General features: G+C 28.6%; 27 protein-coding genes. 15 read left to right on the plus strand and 12 right to left on the minus strand.

Features of this window, described 5'->3' with window-relative positions; all coding sequences use genetic code 11:
• The first annotated feature begins 94 nt into the window (after window positions 1–94).
• The 3 genes from BLV71_RS01465 (at window position 95) to BLV71_RS01475 (ending at window position 2,141) form a co-directional block, all read left to right on the plus strand.
• A complete protein-coding gene (locus BLV71_RS01465) occupies window positions 95–277 on the plus strand; it encodes a hypothetical protein (RefSeq protein ID WP_093868827.1) in 183 nt (60 codons plus the stop codon).
• Between the two features lie 324 nt (window positions 278–601).
• Window positions 602–1,387 carry an AraC family transcriptional regulator gene (locus BLV71_RS01470; RefSeq protein WP_093868828.1) on the plus strand — a complete coding sequence of 262 codons (786 nt, stop codon included), beginning with the start codon at window positions 602–604 and terminating at the stop codon, window positions 1,385–1,387.
• A 61-nt stretch (window positions 1,388–1,448) separates the two neighbouring features.
• On the plus strand, window positions 1,449–2,141 hold the full coding sequence (locus BLV71_RS01475) for a CTP synthase C-terminal region-related (seleno)protein (protein ID WP_093868829.1): 693 nt from the start codon (window positions 1,449–1,451) through the stop codon (window positions 2,139–2,141).
• Between the two features lie 430 nt (window positions 2,142–2,571).
• Here BLV71_RS01475 and ftsY read toward each other — a convergent pair whose 3' ends face one another.
• The 5 genes from ftsY to BLV71_RS01500 all read right to left on the minus strand — a co-directional run bounded on the left by ftsY (window position 2,572) and on the right by BLV71_RS01500 (window position 5,747).
• The gene (gene ftsY / locus BLV71_RS01480) at window positions 2,572–3,525 is read right to left on the minus strand and encodes a signal recognition particle-docking protein FtsY (RefSeq protein WP_093868830.1); all 954 of its coding nucleotides are present in this window, start codon (window positions 3,523–3,525) and stop codon (window positions 2,572–2,574) included.
• Between the two features lie 222 nt (window positions 3,526–3,747).
• Complete coding sequence (locus BLV71_RS01485) at window positions 3,748–3,900, minus strand: DUF4295 domain-containing protein (RefSeq protein WP_093868831.1); 153 nt, start codon at window positions 3,898–3,900, stop codon at window positions 3,748–3,750.
• A 66-nt stretch (window positions 3,901–3,966) separates the two neighbouring features.
• Window positions 3,967–4,149, minus strand: coding sequence for a 50S ribosomal protein L33 (gene rpmG, locus BLV71_RS01490; protein ID WP_093868832.1), 183 nt, complete (start codon window positions 4,147–4,149; stop codon window positions 3,967–3,969).
• A 28-nt stretch (window positions 4,150–4,177) separates the two neighbouring features.
• A complete protein-coding gene (gene rpmB, locus BLV71_RS01495; protein ID WP_020082122.1) occupies window positions 4,178–4,417 on the minus strand; it encodes a 50S ribosomal protein L28 in 240 nt (79 codons plus the stop codon).
• A gap of 82 nt (window positions 4,418–4,499) precedes the next feature.
• On the minus strand, window positions 4,500–5,747 hold the full coding sequence (locus tag BLV71_RS01500) for a competence/damage-inducible protein A (RefSeq protein WP_093868833.1): 1,248 nt from the start codon (window positions 5,745–5,747) through the stop codon (window positions 4,500–4,502).
• A gap of 100 nt (window positions 5,748–5,847) precedes the next feature.
• On the opposite strand from BLV71_RS01500, the gene BLV71_RS01505 reads away from it, so the two are divergent.
• Window positions 5,848–6,633, plus strand: a complete 786-nt coding sequence (locus BLV71_RS01505; protein WP_093868834.1) for an SDR family NAD(P)-dependent oxidoreductase — start codon at window positions 5,848–5,850, stop codon at window positions 6,631–6,633.
• Window positions 6,634–7,608: an NAD-dependent epimerase/dehydratase family protein gene (locus BLV71_RS01510; RefSeq protein ID WP_093868835.1), complete on the plus strand. Its 975-nt coding sequence runs from the start codon at window positions 6,634–6,636 to the stop codon at window positions 7,606–7,608.
• A gap of 4 nt (window positions 7,609–7,612) precedes the next feature.
• Here the strand turns inward: BLV71_RS01510 and BLV71_RS01515 are convergent, their stop codons facing one another.
• The 3 genes from BLV71_RS01515 to BLV71_RS01525 all read right to left on the minus strand — a co-directional run bounded on the left by BLV71_RS01515 (window position 7,613) and on the right by BLV71_RS01525 (window position 9,492).
• Window positions 7,613–7,936 carry a hypothetical protein gene (locus BLV71_RS01515; RefSeq protein WP_093868836.1) on the minus strand — a complete coding sequence of 108 codons (324 nt, stop codon included), beginning with the start codon at window positions 7,934–7,936 and terminating at the stop codon, window positions 7,613–7,615.
• 12 nt (window positions 7,937–7,948) lie between these two features.
• Window positions 7,949–8,557: a fumarylacetoacetate hydrolase family protein gene (locus BLV71_RS01520; RefSeq protein ID WP_093868837.1), complete on the minus strand. Its 609-nt coding sequence runs from the start codon at window positions 8,555–8,557 to the stop codon at window positions 7,949–7,951.
• 95 nt (window positions 8,558–8,652) lie between these two features.
• Window positions 8,653–9,492, minus strand: a complete 840-nt coding sequence (locus BLV71_RS01525) for a 1,4-dihydroxy-2-naphthoyl-CoA synthase (protein ID WP_093868838.1) — start codon at window positions 9,490–9,492, stop codon at window positions 8,653–8,655.
• Window positions 9,493–9,581: 89 nt separating this feature from the next.
• Between BLV71_RS01525 and BLV71_RS01530 the strand changes: the two genes are divergently transcribed.
• Entirely contained in the window at window positions 9,582–10,817 is a 1,236-nt protein-coding gene (locus tag BLV71_RS01530) for an alpha/beta hydrolase-fold protein (RefSeq protein ID WP_093868839.1), read from the plus strand.
• 4 nt (window positions 10,818–10,821) lie between these two features.
• On the opposite strand, the gene BLV71_RS01535 is transcribed toward BLV71_RS01530, so the two are convergent.
• The 4 genes from BLV71_RS01535 to BLV71_RS01550 all read right to left on the minus strand — a co-directional run bounded on the left by BLV71_RS01535 (window position 10,822) and on the right by BLV71_RS01550 (window position 14,552).
• On the minus strand, window positions 10,822–11,232 hold the full coding sequence (locus tag BLV71_RS01535; protein WP_093868840.1) for a S1 RNA-binding domain-containing protein: 411 nt from the start codon (window positions 11,230–11,232) through the stop codon (window positions 10,822–10,824).
• Window positions 11,232–12,902 (minus strand): 2-succinyl-5-enolpyruvyl-6-hydroxy-3-cyclohexene-1-carboxylic-acid synthase, encoded by a 1,671-nt coding sequence (gene menD, locus BLV71_RS01540; protein ID WP_093868841.1) that lies wholly within the window; start codon window positions 12,900–12,902, stop codon window positions 11,232–11,234. Before menD ends, BLV71_RS01535 begins: the two co-directional genes overlap by 1 nt.
• Before the next feature lie 127 nt (window positions 12,903–13,029).
• On the minus strand, window positions 13,030–13,686 hold the full coding sequence (gene fsa / locus BLV71_RS01545) for a fructose-6-phosphate aldolase (RefSeq protein ID WP_093868842.1): 657 nt from the start codon (window positions 13,684–13,686) through the stop codon (window positions 13,030–13,032).
• Window positions 13,687–13,751: 65 nt separating this feature from the next.
• The gene (locus tag BLV71_RS01550; protein WP_093868843.1) at window positions 13,752–14,552 is read right to left on the minus strand and encodes an SDR family oxidoreductase; all 801 of its coding nucleotides are present in this window, start codon (window positions 14,550–14,552) and stop codon (window positions 13,752–13,754) included.
• An 89-nt stretch (window positions 14,553–14,641) separates the two neighbouring features.
• On the opposite strand from BLV71_RS01550, the gene BLV71_RS01555 reads away from it, so the two are divergent.
• The 9 genes from BLV71_RS01555 (at window position 14,642) to speB (ending at window position 25,925) form a co-directional block, all read left to right on the plus strand.
• Window positions 14,642–16,285: a M1 family metallopeptidase gene (locus BLV71_RS01555; RefSeq protein ID WP_093868844.1), complete on the plus strand. Its 1,644-nt coding sequence runs from the start codon at window positions 14,642–14,644 to the stop codon at window positions 16,283–16,285.
• An 11-nt stretch (window positions 16,286–16,296) separates the two neighbouring features.
• A complete protein-coding gene (locus BLV71_RS01560; protein WP_093868845.1) occupies window positions 16,297–17,688 on the plus strand; it encodes a Gfo/Idh/MocA family protein in 1,392 nt (463 codons plus the stop codon).
• Between the two features lie 12 nt (window positions 17,689–17,700).
• Window positions 17,701–18,603, plus strand: a complete 903-nt coding sequence (locus BLV71_RS01565; RefSeq protein WP_093868846.1) for a sugar phosphate nucleotidyltransferase — start codon at window positions 17,701–17,703, stop codon at window positions 18,601–18,603.
• A 2-nt stretch (window positions 18,604–18,605) separates the two neighbouring features.
• Window positions 18,606–19,676 (plus strand): phosphotransferase enzyme family protein, encoded by a 1,071-nt coding sequence (locus BLV71_RS01570; RefSeq protein ID WP_093868847.1) that lies wholly within the window; start codon window positions 18,606–18,608, stop codon window positions 19,674–19,676.
• A gap of 42 nt (window positions 19,677–19,718) precedes the next feature.
• A complete protein-coding gene (locus BLV71_RS01575) occupies window positions 19,719–20,225 on the plus strand; it encodes a cupin domain-containing protein (protein ID WP_093868848.1) in 507 nt (168 codons plus the stop codon).
• A 104-nt stretch (window positions 20,226–20,329) separates the two neighbouring features.
• Entirely contained in the window at window positions 20,330–20,932 is a 603-nt protein-coding gene (locus BLV71_RS01580; protein ID WP_093868849.1) for a short chain dehydrogenase, read from the plus strand.
• Window positions 20,933–21,020: 88 nt separating this feature from the next.
• The gene (locus BLV71_RS01585) at window positions 21,021–23,030 is read left to right on the plus strand and encodes an IPT/TIG domain-containing protein (protein ID WP_093868850.1); all 2,010 of its coding nucleotides are present in this window, start codon (window positions 21,021–21,023) and stop codon (window positions 23,028–23,030) included.
• 3 nt (window positions 23,031–23,033) lie between these two features.
• Window positions 23,034–25,025, plus strand: coding sequence for an IPT/TIG domain-containing protein (locus tag BLV71_RS01590; protein WP_093868851.1), 1,992 nt, complete (start codon window positions 23,034–23,036; stop codon window positions 25,023–25,025).
• 123 nt (window positions 25,026–25,148) lie between these two features.
• Window positions 25,149–25,925, plus strand: a complete 777-nt coding sequence (gene speB, locus BLV71_RS01595) for an agmatinase (protein ID WP_093868852.1) — start codon at window positions 25,149–25,151, stop codon at window positions 25,923–25,925.
• The last annotated feature ends 24 nt before the right edge of the window (window positions 25,926–25,949 follow it).

A 25,949-nucleotide genomic window follows, 5' to 3' on the forward strand; every position in this document is an offset into this window, starting at 1 on the left:
TACATAGCATAGAACTGATTTACTTTTCTATGATAATTTATGCTTAAGTGCATAAAATGATAAAACAAGTGTCTAATTATTTATCATAACTATAATGTATAAACAAAAAAATAAAACTCACTTGGGTAAATCTAAGCGGCTAACTCATTGGATAAAAAGAAAATTCCTTTTAATAATTACTGCATTTATGCTTGGAATGTCTAACGCTGTTTATGATGACGATAAAATGATTTATGGGAATCAAAATCATACTGAACAAAAACAAAAAGGAGATTAACATAAAGTTCTTTTACTTTATTACATCATTTTCAATAGACTTGTATAAAAACCATGGTTATGAATTTCTATACAGGTTAATGGTATATCTTAGTTTTAATACTTAATCAATCCTATTATGATAAAAAGTTATTAGCCTATAAAAGAGCTGAGGAGAACTAAACTTAACATTCTGTTCTTTTCTTCTATCTTTGTTTTTAATTTGAATAATAACCTATTATTAATATACGAAAACATTCTTTACTATTAAAAAATAAAAATACAGATTATTAAAAACAAGAAACAAGATATAGCCAATATATACAAACTCAATAGCTTTGATAATATGGAATTATTATCAGCCTCATATGTAAATCAAAAATTCCCTATGCATTCTCACAATACTTATTGTATAGGTATACTTGAGGAAGGATCACAAATATTATCCTTCGCTAAAAATAATTTAATCGTACCTTCTAACTCTATTATTATGATTAATCCAAATGAAGTTCACGCAAACTATGCACTGGATGAAAATGGATGGAAATATAAAATGATGTACGTAAATTCAGATGTTGTAAAATATATTTATTCTTTATATTGGATATCAAAATGCAAAAACATTCGTTTTAAATATTATACTTTGCAAGATGACTTTATCTTTAATCTAATCAAATCATTTTTTAACTCTTTTGAAAACACTTCTTTTGAAAATTTAGAACATCAACTTAAGAGAATCCTCTCCCATCTTATTACAAACTATGCTACCAATACAGAAGAACAAGAGCAAGTACACCAGAATTCCATTAACGAATTAAAACATATTCTAGATGAAAAATTTGACACTAAATTAAACCTAGATAATATCTCAAAATCTTTGGGAATAAACAAGTTCAAAACTATTCGAGCATTTAAAAAATCTACAGGAATGACTCCTTTTTCTTATGTATTGCAAAAACGAATAGAGAAGTCAAAAATATTAATATCTCAAAATGTAAAACTTAGTCATGTTGCTCTCGAATCTGGCTTTTATGATCAGAGTCATTTTTCTAAATATTTTAAAAATTACGTAGGTGTAACTCCAATTTCATATTTTAAAAGTTGCAATATTTTACAAGATTTTAATAAATAACAAGGCTAGCTTTGTACTTAGAAAGTCTCATGACTATTAAAATATTAAAACATTTAAAAAAATGAAAATCGCAATCATTGGAGAATTCGATGAAAACTTCAGACCACATGTAGCCACAAATCAAGCTATTGAACACTCACGTTCAATTATTGATCAAGATTTTGAATCAAAATGGATTTCTACTGAAACTGTTGAAAAAAATATGGAGCTAATTTTAAAAGAATTTCAAGGCTTTTGGATTGCACCAGGAAGTCCGTATAAGAGTATGAAAGGAGCAATTGACTTAATTGAATACACCAGAAAAAATAATATACCAACATTTGGAACTTGTGGGGGTTTTCAACATATGATAATCGAATATGCTCGAAATGTTCTTGATTTAAAAGATGCAGAGCATGCAGAATATGATCCATATGCTTCTCGATTAGTTGTAGATCCTCTTTCTTGTGACTTAAAAGGTGATCCTTTAGAAATTGAGATTATAAATGAAAAATCAAAGGTTTTTTCTATCTATCAAAAACGTGTTATTAAAGAAAAGTATTATTGTAATTTCGGTTTGAACCCAGATTATCAAAATTTATTTGATAAAAATGGTTTTAAAATTGTAGGAAGTGATATTCATAATGAAGCAAGAATTGTAGAACTTGAAAAACATCCGTTTTTCATTGCCACTTTATTTGTTCCACAAGATAACTCTACTTTTAACTCACCTCATAAACTGGTTACCGAATTCATCAGAACTATTTTAAAATAAGGAATAGTCTTATAATTATGATTAGAAAAAAACATGTAAAATTTACTTTCACATGAATAAAGACATTAACTTAAATCAAAACTGGACAACCATTTTTTGAAATCACCTATGACTCTGATTAACAATCTATTTATGGAAAATTAATTATAAGAACTACCTCTATAAAACAAAAGAAAGATTAACATAAAGTTCTTTTACTTTATTACATCATTTTAATTTACTTGTATAATTCTAACTAAAATATTAGTAATTAAAAAAAGACAAGGTCAAACATAAAATTGAATCACCAATAAAAATCAAATAGAAGCAGTTTTGGAAATAAAAAATCGTTGAATTTAGTGTATGACAAAGTATTTAACAACATATCAATATTGTATAAAAATAAAAAACTCCCAAAAAATGGGAGTTTTTATTTTATATTTTAATGTTCTTATTTAAAAAAACTGTCTACAAATTCATGCTTGTTAAAAACTTGTAAGTCATCTATACCTTCTCCAACTCCAATATATTTAACAGGTATTTTAAATTGATCAGATATCCCTATAACTACCCCACCTTTTGCGGTACCATCTAATTTAGTAACTGCTAAAGATGTTACTTCAGTCGCTTTAGTGAATTGCTTTGCTTGTTCAAAAGCGTTTTGACCAGTAGAACCGTCTAATACTAATAATACATCATGTGGTGCATCTGGAATTACCTTTTGCATAACACGTTTAATTTTAGTTAATTCATTCATTAAATTAACTTTGTTGTGTAAACGTCCTGCTGTATCAATAATAATAACATCAGCGTCTTGATTAACCCCTGACTTTACCGTATCAAATGCTACAGAAGCAGGATCTGACCCCATTTCTTGGCGAATAATAGGTACATCTGTTCTATCAGCCCATACTTGTAACTGATCAATTGCTGCTGCTCTAAAAGTATCAGCTGCTCCTAATACAACTTTTAAACCTTTCTTTTTAAACTGTGAAGCTAATTTACCAATCGTTGTTGTTTTCCCAACTCCATTTACCCCTACAACCATCAATACATATGGCTTTTTATTTTCGGGAATTGTAAAATCAGTTTCATCACCTGTATTCGTTTCAGAAAGCAAACCTGCTATTTCGTCTCGTAAAATTTGGTTTAATTCCTCAGTACCTAAATATTTATCACGAGCTACACGTTCTTCTATTCTTTCTATAATTTTTAATGTAGTATCTACACCAACATCAGATGAAACTAAAACTTCTTCTAAATTATCTAATACATCATCATCAACTTTTGCTTTACCAGCAACAGCCTTTGATAACTTAGAAAAAAAACTTGTTTTTGTTTTTTCTAAGCCCTTATCTAATGTTTCTTTTTTCTCTTTTGAAAAAATTTTCTTAAAAAAACTCATAGTTAAATTTTATAATCGCTTATACTAGGTTAAAAACCATACCAAACATAGTATATGGTCAAATTGTCATTTTATACGATTACTTTTCGTGTTAAGAGTAAGATATTTTGATATAATAAAACTTAACTCGAAGGGTAATGCTCAAAAGTACAGTTTTTTAATACATAAAAAAAGCTACCTTCAAAATTTGAAAGTAGCTTTTTTATAAACTGTAAACAAGAATTACTTTTTAGCTATAAAGTCATTTACTTGTGTAGGATCCATAATAGCTTCAACAAATGTGTAAGCTCCAGTTTTAGGAGACTTTACCATTTTGATAGCTTTGGTTAATCTTTTTGAACCTGTTTGTAAAGTTGCTACTGATTTCTTTGCCATGTCCTATAGGTTATTGGTTGTTTTTTAAAACTTCAAATACGAATACTTGATATTTTAAATCTCTAATTATTTAATTTCTTTATGAACTGTCATCTTCTTTAAGATTGGATTAAATTTCTTTAATTCCATTCTATCAGGAGTGTTCTTTTTGTTCTTTGTAGTAATATAACGTGAAGTTCCTGGTTGACCAGTACCTTTATGCTCAGTACATTCTAAAATTACTTGAACTCTGTTTCCTTTTTTTGCCATCTCTGTAAAATTTTATCTAAGTAAGGAATTATTTAGTTAAGAAACCTTTTTCTCTAGCTTCTTTAATCACAGCAGAGATTCCTTTTTTATTAATATTTTTTAATGCAGAAGCAGATACTTTTAAGGTAACCCACTTATCTTCTTCTGGAATATAGAAACGCTTAGTCATTAAATTAGCGTTAAACTTTCTTTTAGTTCTATTTAAAGCGTGTGATACATTGTTACCAACCATCGCTTTTTTTCCTGTTAATTCACAAACTCTAGACATCTTCTTGACAGTTTTATAGTGTTATTTCTAAACGAGGTGCAAATATACGAACTTTTAACAGAATTAAACAAAATATTATAGGTTATTTTTTCATAATATTTTTTTGCAATAATTCTAACGCTTTAGTTACCGTTCTATTTATTACCTTTTCTCTCGGCTGACCAAAATTAAACTCCTGAACATCAATACCTTTATTATTCGCAATTGCTATATACACTACCCCTACACTTTTATCATTATTATCAGTAGTCGGTCCTGCATTCCCTGTTACAGCAATAGCATAATCAGTTTCTAATTTATTTTTTGCTGCTAAAGCCATTTGTTTTGCCACCTCTTCACTTACTACAGAATGATTTTCAATGACTTCTTTCGATATATCTAATAATTGTTCTTTTAATTTAGCAGTATAGGTAATAAAACTCCCCAAATAATAAGCAGAAGAACCAGCTACAGAAACAATTGTTGAAGCAATCTTTCCTCCTGTTAAGCTTTCTGCTGTACAAAGTGTTTGTTTTCTTTCTTTTAATAAATCTCCTATTCTTTTTTCTATAGAAGCTCCATCTTCAATCCCTGCAATAATGTCTGGTATTAATTTTTTAAGTTCTTGAACTTTTTTTGACATCGTTTCTTCTAAAAGCGCTTTGTTTTCTCCCTTAGCAGACAACCTTAAACGCACTCTACCAAATGAAGGTAAGTAAGCTAATTTTATAAATGAAGGTAGATTCTCTTCCCAATCTTCTATTCTTTCAGCAATCACACTTTCACCAGTTCCGTAAGTCATAATTGTTTTATGAAAAATAAAAGGCAAGCTAAATTCTTTTTGCAATTTAGGTAACACTTCATTAGTCATTAATCCTTTCATTTCATAAGGCACTCCTGGCAACGAGACAAAAACTGTGTTGTTTTCATAAAACCACATACCTGGAGCTGTTCCTAATTGATTCATTAATAATGTTGCCTTTGAAGGTAATTGTGCCTGATATTTCTGCACCTCATTAAATGGATGGTTAACCTTTTTAAAAATCCTCTTTATATTATCTACAACTTCTGAATATTCAACAACCTTGGTATCTTTAAAATATTCTGCAATTGTTTTTTTAGTTATATCATCTTTTGTTGGCCCAAGTCCTCCTGTAATAATAACAATATCGACTCTTTCTTCTGCCTCTTTTAAAGCGTTTAAAATATGTTGCTTTTCGTCTTGTATAGAAGATATTTGATATACTGAAACTCCTATTTTATTTAATTCTTGACCTATCCATTGTGAATTAGTATCAACTATTTGCCCGATGAGAATTTCATCTCCAATGGTAATTATTTCTGCGTTCAAATAAATCTATTTAACTTTTGTTTCACAAAGATATAACTAATATTTATGCCATAAAGTGTAACAAAGTTTTTACTTTTATGTCTTTAAAAAAAACTTACTTATGAAAAATAGTTTTGCTTTGATTACGGGTGCAAGTCAAGGTTTAGGATTGTACTTATCTAAGGAGCTTGCTAGCCGTGGTTATAATTTACTATTAGTTTCATTACCAAATGAAAATTTAGCTTCTAGTTCAAAAAGCATAGAAAATGAATTTAACGTTATTGTTAAGTTTTATGAAACAGATTTAACTGTTAAAAACAATATTATAAATCTTTGTGATTGGGCTAATAATTATAAAATTTCAATTCTAATTAATAATGCAGGTTGTGGAGGTTCAAAAAAAATAACAGAAGCCTCGTTAGATTATATTGAGAAAATTATTCAATTAAACATCATTTCTACTTCTTTCATTACCAAATTAATTATTCCTAATTTAGCATCTAATACTAAGAGTTACATTTTAAATGTATCTAGTATGGCTGCTTTTAGCCCTATTGGTTATAAAACCGTATATCCTGCTTCGAAAAAATTTATTGATTATTTTTCTTTAGGTTTAAGAGAAGAATTAAAAGAATTCAATATCTCTGTTTCTGTTGTATATCCTGGACCAATGAAAACAAATAATGAGGTGAGTAGTAGGATAGAAAAACAAAGTGGTTTTGTAAAATCTGGAGTAGTAAGTTTACATGAAATGGCATTTCAAAGTATTGAGAAAATGCTTCAAAGTAAAAAAAGAGTTATACCTGGTAAACTAAATAAACTAAGCAAGGTAATCTTAAAAATTTTACCCTTAAATACCAAAATAAAATTATTGAGTAAAGCTATAAAAAAAGAAATTGAGGTTTAAATGAGAATTTTAGTTACTGGTGCTAATGGTTTATTAGCTACAAATATCATACAACAACTACTTCAACAAAACAATGAAGTTATTGGCTTTCTAAGAAATTCAAACAGTTTTACATTAGAACCAAACAAAAATCTTCAATTACAAATTGGTGATATTACCCAAGTTGAATCTTATACTGAACTTCTTAAAAACACAGATTGTATTATTCATGTTGCTGCATTAACTAATCAAAACATTATTGATTATAATGTATACAAGAAAGTAAATGCTACCGCCACTGAAATCCTATATAAAAATGCAATTAAAAATAATATCAAAACTTTTATTTACGTTAGTACTGCTAATTGTTTTGGTTACGGCTCATTAAATAATCTTGGAAACGAAACGAAAGCTATTTCTTTCCCTTTTACAAAATCTTTGTATGCTAAAAGTAAATTGGAAGGACAAGATGCACTTTTAAATTTATCTGATGAAAATCAGCATACAAAACTTGTAATTTTAAATCCAACTTTTATGATTGGCCCTTATGACACAAAACCTAGTTCTGGAAGGTTGGTTTTAAGTGCTTATAAAAAGAAAATTATTTTTTATCCTCCAGGAGGAAAAAGTTTTATTAATGTAATTGATGCAGCTAAAGCAGTTATTCAATCAATAATTCATGGCGAACATAAGGAAGCCTATATTCTATCTGGTGAAAATTTATCATATTTAAGCTTTTATAAAAAAGTTACTCAACAACTAAATCAAAAATCTTATTTTATTAAAATTCCTAAATTACTATTATTCTCTATTGGTTATTTAGGTGATCTACTTCGTTTTTTTAAGGTGAAAACAGATTTATCAAGCATTAATGTAAAAACATTATGTGTACATAATTATTACTCAAACCAAAAAGCTACACAAAAAATAAAGCTTCAACAAACACCTATTGAAGTAGGTATTGCTGAAGCTATAAAGTGGTTTAAATTGAAATAAGAAATTAGTTATTCCCTATTTGATCTATCATTTTATCTTCTAATGGTTTTTTCTTTTTCCACGTTTTCTCTAAATAATAATACAATCCATAACAACTCAAAAGTCCAAAAGGCATTGCTATTATCCCTAATACTAAATCATTTGTAGTATCTAAAAAATCAGATTCAGTTATTACTGCATAAACACCTAAGGCAATACCAAAAATAAAAGCTCCTGTATAATAAACAACAACTCCCAATATGGCAAAACCCCATTTATTCATTTTATACTCATCTGCTAATTCATAAAACTTTTTCCCTATAAAATAGAGCAATACTAATCCTAACATAACTTTCTTTTTTTATTTAATTTTTATTTGAAATGCTTCTTTATTTTCTATAATTCCTGTTAACACATCATTCTCTTCTACTTTACCAACACCAGCTGGTGTACCAGTAAAAATTACATCTCCTTTTTTTAATGTGAAATATTGAGAAACATAACTTACTAACTCGTCAATCTTCCATAACATAGATTGTGTATTTCCTTCTTGAACTACTTCATTGTTTTTTTTAAGCTGAAAAGATAACTTATTTATATCAAATTCTTCTTTTGGGAAAAAGTTTCCTATAACAGCACTTCCATCAAATGCCTTTGCTTTTTCCCAAGGTAATCCTTTTTCCTTACATTTAGCCTGCACGTCACGAGCAGTAAAATCGATACCTAAACCTATTTCATCATAGTATTTAGGTGAAAACTTTGGTGAAATATGCTTCCCTACTTTATTTATTTTTACCAACACCTCAACTTCATAATGAATATCATTTGAAAAAGGCGGTATAAAAAAAGGCATTTTTTTAGGTAAAATTGCAGAGTCAGGTTTTAAAAAGACCACTGGACTTTCAGGCTTCTCATTCTCTAATTCTTCTATGTGTTTAGCGTAATTACGCCCTATACAAATTATTTTCATTCTATAAAACAAAACGTCATTACAAACAAAATGAAGTAACCTTTAAAATGAGATTACTTCATCATTTTTATTTATAACAACAAGTTAATTTAATTTTAAGGGATCCATGTTTTAGGGAAGTTCGGCTTTCTCTTTTCCAAAAAAGCATCACGTCCTTCTTTAGCTTCATCTGTCATGTATGCTAAACGTGTAACTTCACCTGCAAACACTTGTTGTCCTACCATTCCATCATCAGTTAAATTCATTGCAAACTTTAACATTTTAATTGATGTTGGCGATTTTTCTAATATTTCTTGAGCCCAATCAAATGCTGTTTGCTCCAACTCATCATGAGGTACAACAGCATTCACCATTCCCATTTCATAAGCTTCTTGCGCAGAATAATTTCTACCCAAAAAGAATATCTCTCTAGCTCTCTTTTGCCCTACCATTTTAGCTAAATATGCAGAACCATATCCTGCATCAAATGAAGTTACGTCGGCATCTGTTTGTTTAAAAATAGCATGTTCTTTACTTGCTAAAGTTAAATCGCAAGTAACATGTAAACTATGTCCACCACCTACTGCCCAACCTGGAACTACACAAATTACAGCTTTAGGCATAAAACGAATTAATCGTTGAACTTCTAAAATATTTAATCGATGATACCCATCTTTTCCAACATATCCCTGATGGCCACGTGCATTTTGATCTCCTCCTGAACAAAAACTCCAAACACCATCTTTAGTTGATGGACCTTCAGCTGACAATAATACAACTCCAATATTAGTATCTTCATGTGCATCATTAAATGCATCTAACAATTCAGATGTTGTATGTGGACGAAATGCATTACGCACATTAGGTCTGTTAAATGCTATCCTTGCAACATTGTGTGATTTCTTATACGTAATATCTTCGTACTCTTTGGCGGTTTCCCATTGAGGTTGTATCATAATTTCAAACTATTATCGTTATATAAAGCAAAAATAGCATAATAACTTTATTTTCTTTTTTATATTTGAGTATTAATAAACCAATCCCTATGAAATATCTGTCTCTTGTATTTGCTTTTTGCATTTCCTTTTCTTCTTTTTCTCAGGAAGTCATTACTAAATCTATCGATTCTAAAGAATTGAAACGAAAAAGAAGTTTTAAAATTTACCTTCCAAAAAACTACAAAAAAGATTTAACTGCTAATTACCCACTAGCTATAGTATTGGGTAATCAATATTTATTTGATTTATATGTTGGAAACGCGAAATTGTTTGCCAATGTTGACAAAGCTCCAAGACAAATAGTTGTTGGTATTGATATGGAAAAAACGTACGCTAAAGATATTTCCATAGTAGAAGCTACTAATATGCTAACTAGTAGATCTTCTCATTTTTATAACTTTATTAAGCATGAATTAATTCCTTATATGGAAGCCAATTTTAAAACATCACCTTTTATGTCTATTACAGGTGAAGGAAAAGGAGCTAATTTTTTAACTCATTTTTTAAAAGAACCTGAACCTATTTTTAATGCCTACATATGTGCTACCCCTGAATTTGCAAAATATGCTCCTCAAATCATCAATTCATATACACTTAGCAGACTTGGAAAAATAGACAATACCTACTACATATATGCTAGTAACTCTAAAAAACAAACAACAGAAGAGTTATATGATAGGTATAGCGAAATCGGAACTTTCCTATCTTCTTTTAATGCTGAAAACTTTCATGTAAACTTTGATAAATTTGAAAGCTCTCCTAGTTTTTTAGCCACCATTAGTGAAACTATACCTAGGGCTTTTACAAATATGTTTTCTTTATACTCCAAAATATCTAAAGGTGAGTATGAAAAAAACGTAAAAGACTTAGATCCTCTTGATGCAATAAAATATTTAGAGAAAAAATATTTAGACATTCAATATTTATATGGCGCTAATTTAAATGTAAGATTAGATGATATTTACGCTATTGAAGGTATTGTTATGGACAAAATGGATGGAGACTACTTAAGAGTTTTAGGTGACTTTGTTATGATTAAATATCCAGACCTACATTTAGGAGATTATTATGTAGGAAAATTTCATGAACTTGGTAAAGACTATGAAAAAGCAGATTTTTACTACAAAGCCGCTTATGGAAAAATGAACCCCTCAGATCCTAACACTGACTCTTTTTATGAAAACATAAAGCGAGTGAATGATTTAATGGGTAGTCAAAAACCAGATGAAGAAATTCTTCCTGAAGAAGATAATGAAGAAGAAGAAAAAGAGGAGGATAAATAATATCTTAACTTAATTCTATTCTATCTTCTTTTAAAACAATTTTTTTATTCTTATATAAACTACCAATAGCTCTTTTGAATGCTTTTTTACTCATTTGTAAATGAAATTTAATTGATTCAGGAGAGCTTTTATCTGTCAATAAAAGAAACTTTTTTTCTTCTAATTTATTCAGAATTTTTTCAACATCAGCATCTATTACATTTCTAAAACCTTGAGGTTGTAGTGAAACATCAATTCTTTCATCTTCACGAATTTTTTTTATGTAACCTACAGTTTTAAACCCTTCTTCTAATTCAGTAAAAACTTCATTTCTGTAAAGTAATCCTTCAAATTCTTCATTTATTAATACTGTATATCCTAAATGACTTTCAGTACCAATTACTAAATCTACCTTATCTCCTATTTTTAAATCCATTATAAATTTTTAAAATATTTTTTTAATATACTATCATTTACACTTGAAGGTGTAAATATCTCTAAAATTTTCGGTTTTTGTGAATCACTGTAAAATCCAGATAACTTATTTTCTAACTCTTTTATATTCGTTACTGATTCATATTCAAAACCATATGTTTTTGCCAAATATTCAGCATTTAAACTGTGTGGTGTTTCAAAATAATTTAACGCATTCGTTGTTTGAGGCCCTGGTATTATTTTGAAAATTCCTCCTCCTGAGTTATTTACTATAATGATTCTAAAATTACTAGGCACATAACTATTCCATAAAGCATTACTATCATAATAAAAACTAATATCTCCAGAAATAAATACGGTTTGTTCTTTACTTGCTAATGCAGCTCCAATTGCGGTACTAGTACTTCCATCAATCCCGCTAGTTCCTCTATTACAAAAAACTCGTAATGTTGGATTCAATTTAAACAATTGTGTGTATCTAATAACTGAACTATTACTTAATTGTAATTGGCAATTATTTGGAATAGATTTTAACAATACATTGAACACCTCTAAATCAGAATAAGAAATAGTTTTTACAAAATTTTCATGACTATCTATTCTCTTATTTTCTATCTCTAACCAGTCTTCTTTATAACTGCTTGATATCTTTTTCTTGTAATTAATTAACTCTAAAAAAAACATCTCCGGCACTTCTTTAACAAACTCACTTAAACAAAAATAAGTATCTAATTTCTCAAGTTTATCAATATGCCAATGATGCTTTGGTTGATACTTCCTTAAGAATTGTTTTATTCTTTTTGACACAACCATTCCACCTAATGTAATTAAAACATCTGGTTGTAAAGCTTCAAAAGATTTTTCGTTAAGTGGAGTAATTAATACATCTATATTATTTACAAAATTTGAACCATATAAATTAGACGTTGTTTCAGTCATTATTAAAACAGACTCATCATTTGCATACTTACTTAAAATACTTTGCAACTCATCAGAAGGGTAATTTACTCCAATTAAAATCAATTTACGTTCTGCTGAATTCCATATATCAGCAAAATACTCATAGTTGATATTACTTGTAGTTGATGTTAATTCTTCTTTAGATACCTTCAATACCTCATCCTTAATTACCTCTCCTATCTCATCAACAACTTCATATAAAGGCTCCTCAAAAGGAACATTTACATGTATCGGGCCTTTTTTTTGTATTGCTGTGCTTATAGCTTCACTTAACATTTCCGCATTACGACCCAGTTCATTTGTATCTTCTAACAAATTTGCTGAATATAAAATATGATTTGCAAAAACATTTTCTTGTCTAATAGCCTGTCCATCCCCTACATCAATTAAGTATCTTGGCCTATCAGCGGATATAACTAACAAAGGTATTTTACTATAAAAAGCCTCAGCTATTGCTGGATAGTAATTAAGTAATGCTGAGCCTGAAGTACATACTATCGCCACTGGCTTTCGTTTTTGTTGAGCTATTCCCATAGCAAAAAACGCAGCGCAACGCTCATCAACAATACTATAAGTTTCCACATCAGGATGATTAGTAAAACCTATTGTTAAAGGTGCATTTCTTGAACCAGGTGATATTACAACAGTATCAATATTATAAAATTGACATGCTGAAATTACTAATTGTGCTAATTGTTTTTTTGGATACATCAGAGTGCAAAAGTATTACTAAAAAAGAAATTCCACACTAATAGTGTGGAATTCTTATTTGTTAATCTAGAAATCTATTTTTTATATGATTTCTTTATATTTCATTTTCAAAGAATTCAGCTAACAATTACTGTTGTCCTTTTTTATAATCAGCTAAAAACTTTTCTAAACCTATATCAGTTAAAGGGTGTTTTAATAATCCAGAAATAGCACTTAAAGGTCCAGTCATAACATCAGATCCTAATTTAGCACAATCAATGATATGCATTGTATGACGAACAGAAGCAGCTAAAATTTCTGTTTCAAACATATAGTTATCATAAATTTGACGAATTTCGGCTATTAAGTTTAAACCATCTGTAGATATATCATCTAAACGACCTATAAAAGGAGATACATATGTTGCTCCTGCTTTTGCTGCTAATAATGCTTGCCCAGCAGAAAAAACTAATGTTACATTTGTTTTAATACCTTTATCAGAAAAATATTTACATGCCTTTATACCATCTTTAATCATTGGTAATTTTACTACTATTTGTGGATTAAGAGCTGCTAATGCCTCACCTTCTCTTACCATTCCTTCATAATCAGTTGAAATTACTTCAGCAGAAACATCTCCCTCAACAATATCACATATCGCTTTATAATGGTTAATAATATTTTCTTCTCCAGTAATCCCCTCTTTTGCCATTAATGACGGATTAGTAGTTACTCCATCTAAAATACCTAAAGCTTGTGCTTCTTTAATTTGATCAAGATTAGCTGTGTCAATAAAAAATTTCATCTATTTATAATTTAAAAAGTTGTGTTCTATTTCTAAAAAAATATTTCTTCTAATACGCTACAAATTTACAATTTATAATGGTTCATTAATAGTTTTTCATAAATTTTATCAGGTAAAACTCTTTTTAAAATAATTGAAAATTTCTCCATAAACCCTCCTACTTTATAATGTATTTTAGGTGACTTGCTTTTTATTATTTCATAAATAGCTTTTGCCATCATCATTGGATCTTCCCCTGAACTCACATGACTATCCATTAATGCTAAATTCTCAGCATATTTTTCTTTATACGCTGAATTTTCAAATACCGGCGTATGATATCTACCAGCAGCAATATTTGTAGCAAAATCACCCGGAGCTACATTCACCACTCGTACACCAAAACTCTTAACTTCCATACTTAACGCCTCAGTTACCAATTCTAAAGCCCCTTTGCTTGCAGAATATACTCCTCTAAATGGCAATCCCATATAACCTGCTATTGAAGTTGTATTAATAATGAGTCCACTCTTCTCTAACCGCATAGAAGGTAACACCTCTTTAATTACATCAATAACTCCAAAAAAATTAGTATCAAAATTAAACTTCATTTCTTCAGTTGGCGTATCCTCAATTGGCCCAGTGATTCCTTTACCTGCATTATTTATCAAAACATCAATCTTTCCTTCTATCCCAATCACTTCGCCGATAGCTCTTTTAATAGATTCTTTCTGAGTAACATCTAAAGCTACCATTGAAAAAGGAACATTTACTTTACTCGGATTTCTACTAGTACCGTACACCTTATAATTTTTACCATGCAAATACAATCCTATAGATTTTCCTATTCCTGAAGAAGCTCCTGTAATAAATACAACTTTTGACATTCTATATAATTTTAGACAAATATCCAAAAGTTAAAGTCAATAAAAAAACTTTAAAAACTTATATTAGCAACTCAATTTCAGTAAAAATTATGTGCAAAAAAATTATTTTTAGTAGTTTCTTAATATTTGCAAGCTTTTTAAGTTTTGCGCAAACATCTTTATTTAAACACACAAATACATTTACTCGTCAAGATACACTAAGAGGTTCTATTACTCCTGAAAGAGTTTGGTGGGACTTATCTTATTACCATTTAAATATTTCAGTGGATCCTGATAAAAAATTCATTAAAGGCCACAACAAAGTAACTTATAAAGTTTTAAAACCTGCTTCTAGGCTACAAATAGATTTACAAGCTCCTTTAAAAATTACAAAAGCTACCCAAAATGGAAAAAGCCTTATGATTACTTCAGAAGGTAATGCTCATTTCATTCAATTAAAAGAAAAACAACAAATAGGTACTACAAACTCTATTATAGTTTATTATGAAGGAACCCCCAAAGAAGCTATAAGAGCTCCTTGGGATGGTGGTTTTTCTTGGAAAAAAGACATGAATGGAAATCACTTTGTAGCAACTTCATGCCAAGGATTAGGGGCTAGTGTTTGGTGGCCTAATAAAGATCATATGTATGATGAAGTTGATAGTATGGCTATAAGTGTTCGTGTTCCTAAAAATTTAACAAACGTTTCTAATGGTAGACTTAGAAAAGTTGAAAAGCACAATGACAACACTACTACTTTTCATTGGTTTGTTAAGAATCCTATTAATAATTACGGTGTTAATGTAAATATTGGTGATTATGTGAATTTTTCAGAAAAATATGACGGTGAAGATGGTGTATTAGATATGAACTATTACGTTTTACGTGATAATCTAGAAAAAGCAAAAAAACAGTTTAAAGACGCTTCAAAAATGATGAAGGCTTTTGAACATTGGTTTGGTAAATATCCTTTTTACGAAGATAGTTTTAAACTCGTAGAAGTTCCTTATTTAGGCATGGAACATCAAAGTTCAGTTACTTACGGAAATCAATATAAACAAGGATACCTAGGAAATGACTTATCTGGTACTGGATGGGGATTAAAATTCGACTTTATTATTATTCATGAAGCTGGTCATGAATGGTTTGCTAACAATATTACTAATAAAGATATTGCTGACATGTGGGTACACGAAAGCTTTACCGCGTATTCTGAAAACTTATTCTTAGATTATTATTATGGAAAAAAAGCATCAGCTGAATATGTTATTGGTACTCGACGATCTATAAGAAACGATATCCCAATTATAGGACAATATAATGTAAATAATGAAGGTTCAGGTGATATGTACTATAAAGGGGCAAATATGCTTCATACAATTCGTCAATTAATAGATAATGATAAAAAATGGCGTAAAATTTTACGTGGCTTAAATAAAAAGTTTTATCACAAAACAGTAACTACTCAAGAAGTTGAAAAGTATATGATTAATAAATCTGGCATTGATTTAACCAAAGTTTTTGATCAATATTTACGTACCGTTAAAATTCCTGTTTTTGAGTATCAAATTACTGATAATAAATTAAAATACCGTTGGAATAATGTTGTAAAAGGCTTTAACATGGCTATTAAAGTTACAGCCAACAATAAAGCTTGTACATTAAAGCCAACTGAAAAATGGCAAACACTAAAAACAAACACTAAAACTCTTGTTGTAGACAACAACTTCTATGTAACTGTAAACAAGATATAATTCCTATTCTCATGAACAGAAAAAACTTTATTCAATCACTCTTAGGTGCTTCTGCATTTATTTCAATGCCTTTTTCATCTTATGCTAATGATAATGATGCTCTATTAGGTGCAATTAAAGCAACCTATAAACCCACTAAAGGGAATTTGTTTGGGTTTAAAGCTTCACCTATAAAAAAAGTTAAAGTTGGAATTATAGGACTTGGTAATAGAGGTACCACTCTATTACAAATGTATGAATGGCTTGCTAAACAAGGATATTGTGAAATAGTTGCTCTTTCTGATTTACAAGAGAAAAAAGTTCAAAAGGCTGCTGATAACTTAAGTAAATGGCAAAAGAAAAAGCCAAACTTATACTTTGGAGATAAAAACGAATGGCAAAAACTTGCAAAGCAAGATGATATAGATTTATTATTAATTACTACTCCATGGGAACTACATACACCTATGTGTATATATGGTATGAATCAAGGAAAGCATGTAGCATGTGAAGTACCAATTGCTTATACTTTAAGTGAATGTTGGGAACTAATAGAAGCTGCAGAAAGAAATCAGAAACACTGTATTATGATTGAAAACTGCTGTTATAATGAAGAGGAATTATTTGTTCTTAATATGATTGAAAACGGAGTTTTTGGAGATATCACTCATACTGAAGGTGCTTATTTACACGATTTAAGAGCTCACATGTTGAGTTCAGATTATTATGAAGATCAATGGCGATTAAAGCATCACATTGAAAGAGATGGTAATTTTTACACAACTCATGGTTTAGGCCCTATTAGTTTTTATTTAAATATTGGTCGTGGAGATACTTTTGACCATCTAACATCTATGAGCTCTAGAGAACTTAACTTAAGTGAAACTGCTAAAAGACTAAATTCTCCATACACAAATTTTAAATGTGGTGATATGAATTCAACCATGATTAAAACAGCTAAAGGTAAAAGTATTTTACTTCAATTTGATGTTCATACTGGTCGTCCATACTCAAGAATAAATAAAGTAGTAGGAACTAAAGCAACTCATGATGGTTATCCTAGTAGGTTATATATTGACAAAGAAGAGCTAGCTTATTGGGGGCATCAATGGCTTTCTAAAGACGATTATCAATCCTATTCAAAAAAATATACGCACCCAATAATTAAAAAGTTAAAAACCATAAGTCAAAGTTTCAAACAAGGGCATGGAGGAATGGACTTTGTAATGATGTATCGACTTATCAGATGTTTGAACCTTGGTTTACCGTTAGATATTAATGCTTATGACAGTGTTATGTGGAGTGCTATTACACCTCTTTCTGAAATTTCAGTAGCTAGTAAAAGTTTGTCTATTCCTATACCTGACTTTACAAATGGTCAGTGGAAAAAAGATACGCCTTTAGAAATTATGAGAGATATTTAAAAACACTATCCTATGAGTTTAACTCTTTTAGTAATGGCTGCTGGTATGGGTAGCCGTTTTGGTGGATTAAAACAATTAAGCCCTATTAATTCTTTCAAAGAAACAATTATTGATTATTCGGTTTTTGATGCAAAAAGAGCTGGATTTTCTAAGGTTGTTTTTGTTATTCGTAAAGAATTTGAAAAAGAGTTTAAAAAACAAGTCACTACAAAATTTAATAATCAAATTGATGTAGATTTTGTTTTTCAAGATACTCAAAATTTACCTCTTGATTTTACTTCTTCTAAAAGAACAAAACCATGGGGTACTGGCCACGCAATTTGGTCTGCAAGAAACGTTATTACCACTAATTTTGCAGTAATAAATGCTGATGATTTTTATGGTAGTGATTCTTTCATAATTATGGCTAAATATCTTTCCTCTTTAAAAAAAGAGGACCTTTCAAAACAATGCATGGTAGGTTACCGTATTGAAAACACCTTATCAACTAACGGAAGTGTTTCAAGAGGAATTTGTGAAGTTGACAACAACAACCTTACCTCTATTACTGAGCGTACCAATATTATAAAAAAAGAAGATCACACAATTGTTTATCTAGAGAACAATACGGAAACAGTTTTAAAATCAAATGAAATTGCTTCTATGAATATGTTTGGTTTAACTCCTGCCATATTCTCCTCTTTTGAAGAAGATTTTATCTCTTTTCTTAGAGAAAATATTCATGAGTTAAAAAGTGAATTCTATCTTCCTTTTGTTTTAAATAACTTAGTAGTCAAAAGTAAAAGCTCTGTAAAAATTTTACCAACCAGTTCTAAATGGTTTGGAATGACATATAAAGAAGATAAAGAAGTAGTTGAAAACAATATTAAAAAATTAACTTCTTCTGGAGAATATCCTAAACAACTTTGGAATTAATAATGGATATTACTTCAATTATTCAAGCTTTTAAAATAAAGGGGGATTTTATAACTCATGAAATAATCAATTCAGGCTATATAAACACCACTTACAAAATTATTACTTCAAAGGATTGTTATATTCTCCAAAAAATAAATAATCATATTTTTAAAGATATTGATAAACTTTCAGAAAATATATTTAGAATAACAACACATATTCAATCTAGAACACCAAAAGATAAATCAGATAGAATATTAACTATTATTCTAACAAAAAAGAATAAGAGATATTACAAAAATAAAGATGGTTCATTTTGGAGAATGTTTAATTATATAAACAATTCAAAAACTATTGAAACACTAAATAATGAAAAACAGGCTGAAAGTTTAGGAAAAGCTTTTGGAAACTACCATCAAGTTTTGTCAGACTTACCACAGCCTAAATTATTTGAAGTATTACCTAATTTTCACAATACCCCAAACAGAATTGAGCAGCTAAAAAAAGCTATTCAACAAAATCAAAATAATAAACTTTCAAAAGTTAAAGATGAAATAGAATACTTGTTAAGTTTAGCCCCTGAAATGCATGAAATTATTTTACTTGGAAACCAAGAAAAAATACCTTTACGTACAATTCATCAAGATGCCAAAGTAGCAAACATTCTATTTAACCAAAATAATGAAATTATTTGTATTATTGATTTAGACACAACAATGTCTGGTTATTTAGCCTACGATTTTGGTGATGCTGTAAGAACAGGTATGAATACAGCTTCAGAAGGAGAAAAAAACATAGCTAAAGTTTCTTTAGATATAAACTTATTTAAAGCTTTCACGAAAGGATATGCTAAAGCTTCTAGAAATTTTATAACACATGAAGAAATAAAATCTTTAATGCTTGGGGTAAAAATTATCACTTACGAACAAGCCATTCGTTTTTTAGCTGATTATTTAAATAATGATATTTATTATAAGATCGAATATCAAGAACATAATCTAGTAAGAACCAAAGTTCAAATTTCCTTATTAAAAGATATTCTTAAAAATTTTAATCAAATGAATGATTTTGTAATAGCCTCTTATCAATAATACTTTTTAAAACATAACTTGACTTTTAACACTACACCAAACATGGAGACAAAAATTGATAAAATAATAAAAGAGTTAAAACTAGAACCACATCCAGAAGGTGGTTATTTTAGGGAAACATACCGTAGTGAGGGAAAAATAAATAATAATAGTTTAGAAAAAAACTACACAGGAAATAGAAATTATTCTACTTGTATTTACTTTTTACTAACTTCAGATAATTTCTCTGCATTACATAGGATAAAACAAGATGAAATTTGGCATTTTTATGACGGATCACCTATTAAACTACATACTATTTCAGAATCTGGAGTACATGAAACACATATTATAGGAAATAATTTAAGTAAAGGAGAAATTCCACAATTTGTTGTCCCTGGAGGTTATTGGTTTGGAGCTGAAGTCATTGATCAAAATTCTTATTCTTTAGTTGGCTGTACAGTTTCTCCTGGATTTAGTTTTGAAGATTTTGAACTTAAATCTGAAAAAGAGCTTACTTCTTTGTTCCCTAATCAAAAAGAGATTATTTCAAAATTAACACATCATTAATCACCTTTTTTTATTCTTTATTTAATTATCATCTCTATTTCTTAACATAAATACTCTTAAACCATATTTTGTTTGTATTTTTAAGAAAATTAAGTTTAAAATAAATGAAAATATTAGTTATTGGTGGTAATGGAACTATAGGCAAAAAAGTATCTAATTATTTAATGACCAAACACGAAGTTATAATTGGAGGTAGATTAAGTGGTGACGTTAAAATTGACATTTCAAAAAGTGAATCGATTGAAAATTGCTTCTCTCAAATTGGTAAATTAGATGCTATTGTTTGTATTGCTGGTGAAGCAAAATGGGATGCTTTTAAAAACCTGACTGAAGAAGATTATTACATTGGTTTAAAAAGCAAATTAATGGGGCAAGTTAATGTAGTTAGAATAGGTAGTAAATATCTAAACCCTAAAGGATCTATTACTCTATCTACAGGTATTTTAGCTGATTATCCTGTTGAAAAAACAACAAGTGCTGCTATGGTTAATGGAGCTATACATAGTTTTGTAAAAGCTGTAGATTTAGAAATAGAAAATGAAATACGTGTAAATGTTGTATCACTTGGTGTTGTTCAAGATGCTTATGAGAAATACAAAGATTATTTTCCTGGCCATAATCCAATTCCAACTGACAAAGTAATCAATTCTTATATTAAAAGTATAGAGGGGAAAAATAGAGGTCAAATTATACGATATTATGATTAAAATTTTCACTCTAAAATATAGATTATATTAAAAATAAATATTTTTTTTAGGCTTTACAAACAGTTCATATATTTGCAGAAAAAAAACTATGAACTTACATAAACTGTATGTAACTGCATTACTATCTCTATTGTTTTTCAATTGTTCTTCTGAAAAAACAATACCTCCAAACAATAACAATGTAAAAGTAGAAACTCTTTCCTCTAAAATATTACCTGAAGGTGGTGTTGAATTAACTGGTAGAATAGAAAATGTTGAGCTTGAATTAGATTATGGATTTGTCATTGCTACACATAAAAACCAGACTCAAAACTATCCTATAATAACAAAAACCATCAGTGGTTTAAAAAACGGGGAATTTAGTTTAAAAATTAAAAATGATTTACACAAAAAGTATCAATACTATTTTAATGCTTTTGCTTATACAAGTAATAGAAAAATTTATGGTCTTGAAAAAAGGTTTACTTCGCAAGGAAGTACAAACCCTGTAATTGAATCTGTAATACCTTCAATAGCACATCTCGGTGATACTATCATTATAAAAGGTAAAAATTTCTCAAATAATTTTTCTGTTTTATTTGATAAAATAAAAGCTACTGTTCTTATTAAAAGTGATTCCCTCACCAAGGCTATTGTTCCTATATACCCTTCTGGTTTAAGATTTTCTAAAATAACCTTAGAAAAAAAAACAGGGGAGTTAGATTCTGCAGATTTTAAACTTTATGAACCTATAGTTAACGCTATATCACCAAAATATGTACATGGTTCTGATATATTAACTTTTAAAGGTGATCATTTTGATCTTAGAAAAAATGTTAATAAAGTTAGAATGATGTTTCATAGTAACTATACTTTTCTTGAGATAATAAGTAGTACAAGAAATGAATTAAAAGTTAAAGCACCAATTCATTATTATGAATTTAAACCTAGGTTTAAACTTACCAGCCAAGCAAAAGAAATTGATGTTAATAATTTTATCGAGGTCAAAATACCTAACATCATATCTTGTCCTAAAACCATTAAATTTGACACCGAATATATTGTTGAAGGAAATAACTTTCCTAACATTGGATATTCTTTCCGTCCATTTAGTGTTCAACTTAACTCACACTCTCATGCTAAAATAGATAAAGCTACAAAAGAGAAATTAAGTCTTTCAATATCAAAAAACACTTCTCTTAGAGATTTTTATATTAAAAATTTTTCCATAGAGTATCTTGGTAAAAAAACAACTTTTGACACCAAGGTTTATATTGATGAACCAATGATTTTTATTAACAATCAAGAAACTATAAAAACTCACACCTATAATGGTATTTTATTTGGCCTTGTATACGATTTTAATAGTAGAGGATATTTTATCTCAAAATTTGACGAAATCAAAAAAGAATTTATAATTGACCAAAGAAATAAGCTACCAACTAATTCAATCAATACTAAATTTATCGCTTTTTATAAAGATACTTTTGTCTTCTTAAAATATGAAAACAACATTAATAAATTATATTCTTATAACTTCTCTAATAAAACAACAAAGACCCTCGCTGATTTCCCAGGAGAAAATAGATTTAATGCTTTAATAGAAGTTGTTAATGATCATTTATATTTTGGGCTTGGAAGTTTCACTCATCATCCTGTTAAATATTTTGGTGATATTTGGAAATACTCTTTTACTCAAAACACATGGATAAAAGCAATTGATTTTGCTGAAATCACCTCTATGAATAAAGCTAAAAGAAATCCTATAAGCTTTAGTGTAGGCAATAAGTTATTTTTTGGAGCTGGTCAGGATGGTTACCATTCAGATTTTTGGGTGTATGACACAAGTACTAATAAAATAACTAAAAGAGGATCACTTCCTTTTTTAAAAGGTGGTTCTTCAACAATACATCCCGTTGTTAAAGGTAATAAGGTGTTTGTGTTTTTAGATTATTTGTACAGCTATGACATCAACTCTGATAAATGGGCTACTCATAACAATTTCAAAGATTATGGTGTTACATCTGGGCTTTTTGTTCATGACAACTATATATATAAGTATAGCTATAAGCATGGTTCAGGATATTACACCCATAAATTAAACAACAACTATTTTTAAGCTATGAAAAAAATAATCGCATCTCACATATATATATTTATTTTAATCTTTTTTTTTATATCATGTTCTTCTGATGAAGATATTTTTGTAGCTCCATCTGTAGTTACAAAGCAAAGCATAAACAAAACTGATGGTGGAGTTATTCTATATGCTAATTTTGAAAACTTCAGCCCCGATCATGAAGTAGGTTTTATATTAACTGATAATAAAACTCATAGAAACTATCTACTAAACAAACCTGTAAAAGGTAATAATCATATAGAAATCAAGAAAGGTTTATATCTAGATAGGAAATATTATTATAGAGCCTTTATAAAAACAAAAGACTCACTTTATTTAGGGCTACAAAAAGAATTTATATCTACAGGTAGTATACTAACGAAATTTATAAGTTTAAATCCAAGTAAAGGAAATTTTGGAAATGAAATACAGATTAAAACTGCTTCAGATATTTCTAACATTCCATCAGGTGATTTAACTATTTTTTTTAATAACAAAGCTGCGTATATAAAAGAAATAAAAAATAATATCATATCCTGTTATGTACCTTATTATGAAGGCAACAAAAAAGCTTCAATTTCAATTAACTACTTAGGAAAAAAACTAACTACTGATTTAAAATTTGAACTTCTTCCTCCTATTATTAATAATGTTTCCCCTGAGAAAACAACTTTTAGAGAAGAAATTACTATAACAGGTAAAAACTTTTCTTCTTCGTACCCAGGAATTATTAAAGTTTTCATTAACGGTATAGAGACAGTAATTACTAATAAAACCCCTACTCAGATTAAAATTAAAATTCCTGATAATTTAAAGGAAAGAAATCTATCTATTAAAGTTATTAGTAATTTACAAGAAACACTCTATAATAAAAATATTACTTTAAAGAATGTAATTATTAACCCTATAGTTAATAAAGCTATTATTAGGGAATCTTTATTAATAACAGGTGAAAATTTCAACCCTATAAAAGAAAATAATAAAGTATACTTTGATGGTAATGAAGCTTATATTAACTCAATAGAGAACAATAATAAATTATATGTAAGGGTTCCTGAAGGAGTTTACAATAACTGGACTCCGAGTGTTAAAGTAATCGTAGCTGATAACTTAGAATCTAATATTGAATCTGTTCAAATAAAAAACTCAGCTATAAGAGTAAATAGTGAAACTTTTCTAAAAGATTTTCAAATAACTGGAAGCCTTAAAATTAATGGAACAACTAATGTTTTTGGCTTCAATAATAATAACTATAAATTCATAGTTTATAAATTTAATGACATAACTCATAATTTTTATGATAAAAAAGAAATTAAATTACCTTATAATATTTCTTTTAGTCACTTAAACACTCAAAATGGCTTTATTTATTTAAAATACGAAAGGGATGATGGTAATTTTTTTAAAATTGACATAAAAAATTCTAGTATTACTTCTTTATCTGACTTTAAAGGGATTAATAAATCTATTCCTTTTTATTATTCAGATGAAAAATTAGTTTTTGTTAGCTCTGATTTTTATAGGGTTCCTCATTTAATAATGTATGAATATGATTTAAAAAATAATACATGGTCTGACAAACCTAGAAATGAAGATTTTACTATTGGTCATTTATTTCATAAAAAAGGAGAATCTTTTTATAAAAAAGACATTTATTATAAATCGTCTTATTTTCATTCTTTAAAAGGAAATAACATAAACAAAAGTAATATTAAAATTCCTAAAGACTTTTTAAGTTATCATTTCTTGTCTCACTTTGAAAATAATACATTTTATTTTTTTGATGATTCGCCAAATTATCATAATAATCAAAATAATCGATTATCGATTTTAGATATAAACAGTAATACTTGGAAAGAGTTTACTAATATACTTCCTTGGAGGTATAATATATTAGGGATTTTTAAATCAAAAGATTTCTTTTATATTAATATTATTGATTTTCATTACAACCAACATTTACTTAAACTTGATATAAAAAGGCTAACACTTTAAATAAAATTTAAAAAACATAAAAGTACCTGAATCTATTTTTTATTTTCAGGTGCTTTTTTTTTCATCTAATTTTTACCTAAATTGGTGTTTCAAGTATAAATCACCCCTAACATCTAACTAACAATGAGTAAAATAACTATTCAAGGAATTAAGTACGATGAAAAATCCTCCTACTTAAGAGGACCAAGTCTTGCTCCTTCTTTAATAAGAGACGCTTTAAACTGTGGCTCCGCTAATATGTATTCTGAAAACTTAATTTCAATTGAAAACCCAGCTATAAATGATGCGGGAGATTTTGAAATTAAAGAATATTTTGACATTGAAAAAATAACAAAAGAGCATATAGATACTGGTGCTAAAATTTTTACCCTAGGAGGAGATCACTCTATAACTTTTCCTATTATCAAAGCGCATAGTAAAAAGTATCCTAAATTTGATATACTACATATAGACGCCCACTGTGACTTATACGATAATTATGAAGGTGATTTATATTCTCATGCTTCGCCTTTTGCTAGAATTATGGAACACGGACTTGTTAACAGACTGGTACAGGTTGGAATCAGAACCTTAAATCCACATCAAGCTGAACAAGCAGAAAAATATAACGTAGAAATTCATCAAATGAAAGATTTAGACTTAGCATCTATTCCTGAGTTTAAAAATCCCTTATATATTTCTTTAGATATGGACGGATTTGACCCTGCTTACGCTCCTGGTGTTTCTCATCATGAACCTGGAGGATTGACTTCAAGACAGGTTATAAATTTAATTCAAAGCATAGATACAGAAATCATTGGTGCTGATATTGTAGAATACAACCCAAAACAAGATTTAAAAAACATGACTGCTTTTTTAGCTGCTAAAATGATGAAAGAAATAGTAACTAAAATGTTATAAAACAAAAAAGAGGCTATCCCGCCT

Origin of the sequence: Tenacibaculum sp. MAR_2010_89, from assembly GCF_900105985.1 — a bacterium.
Lineage (GTDB): Bacteria > Bacteroidota > Bacteroidia > Flavobacteriales > Flavobacteriaceae > Polaribacter > Polaribacter halocynthiae.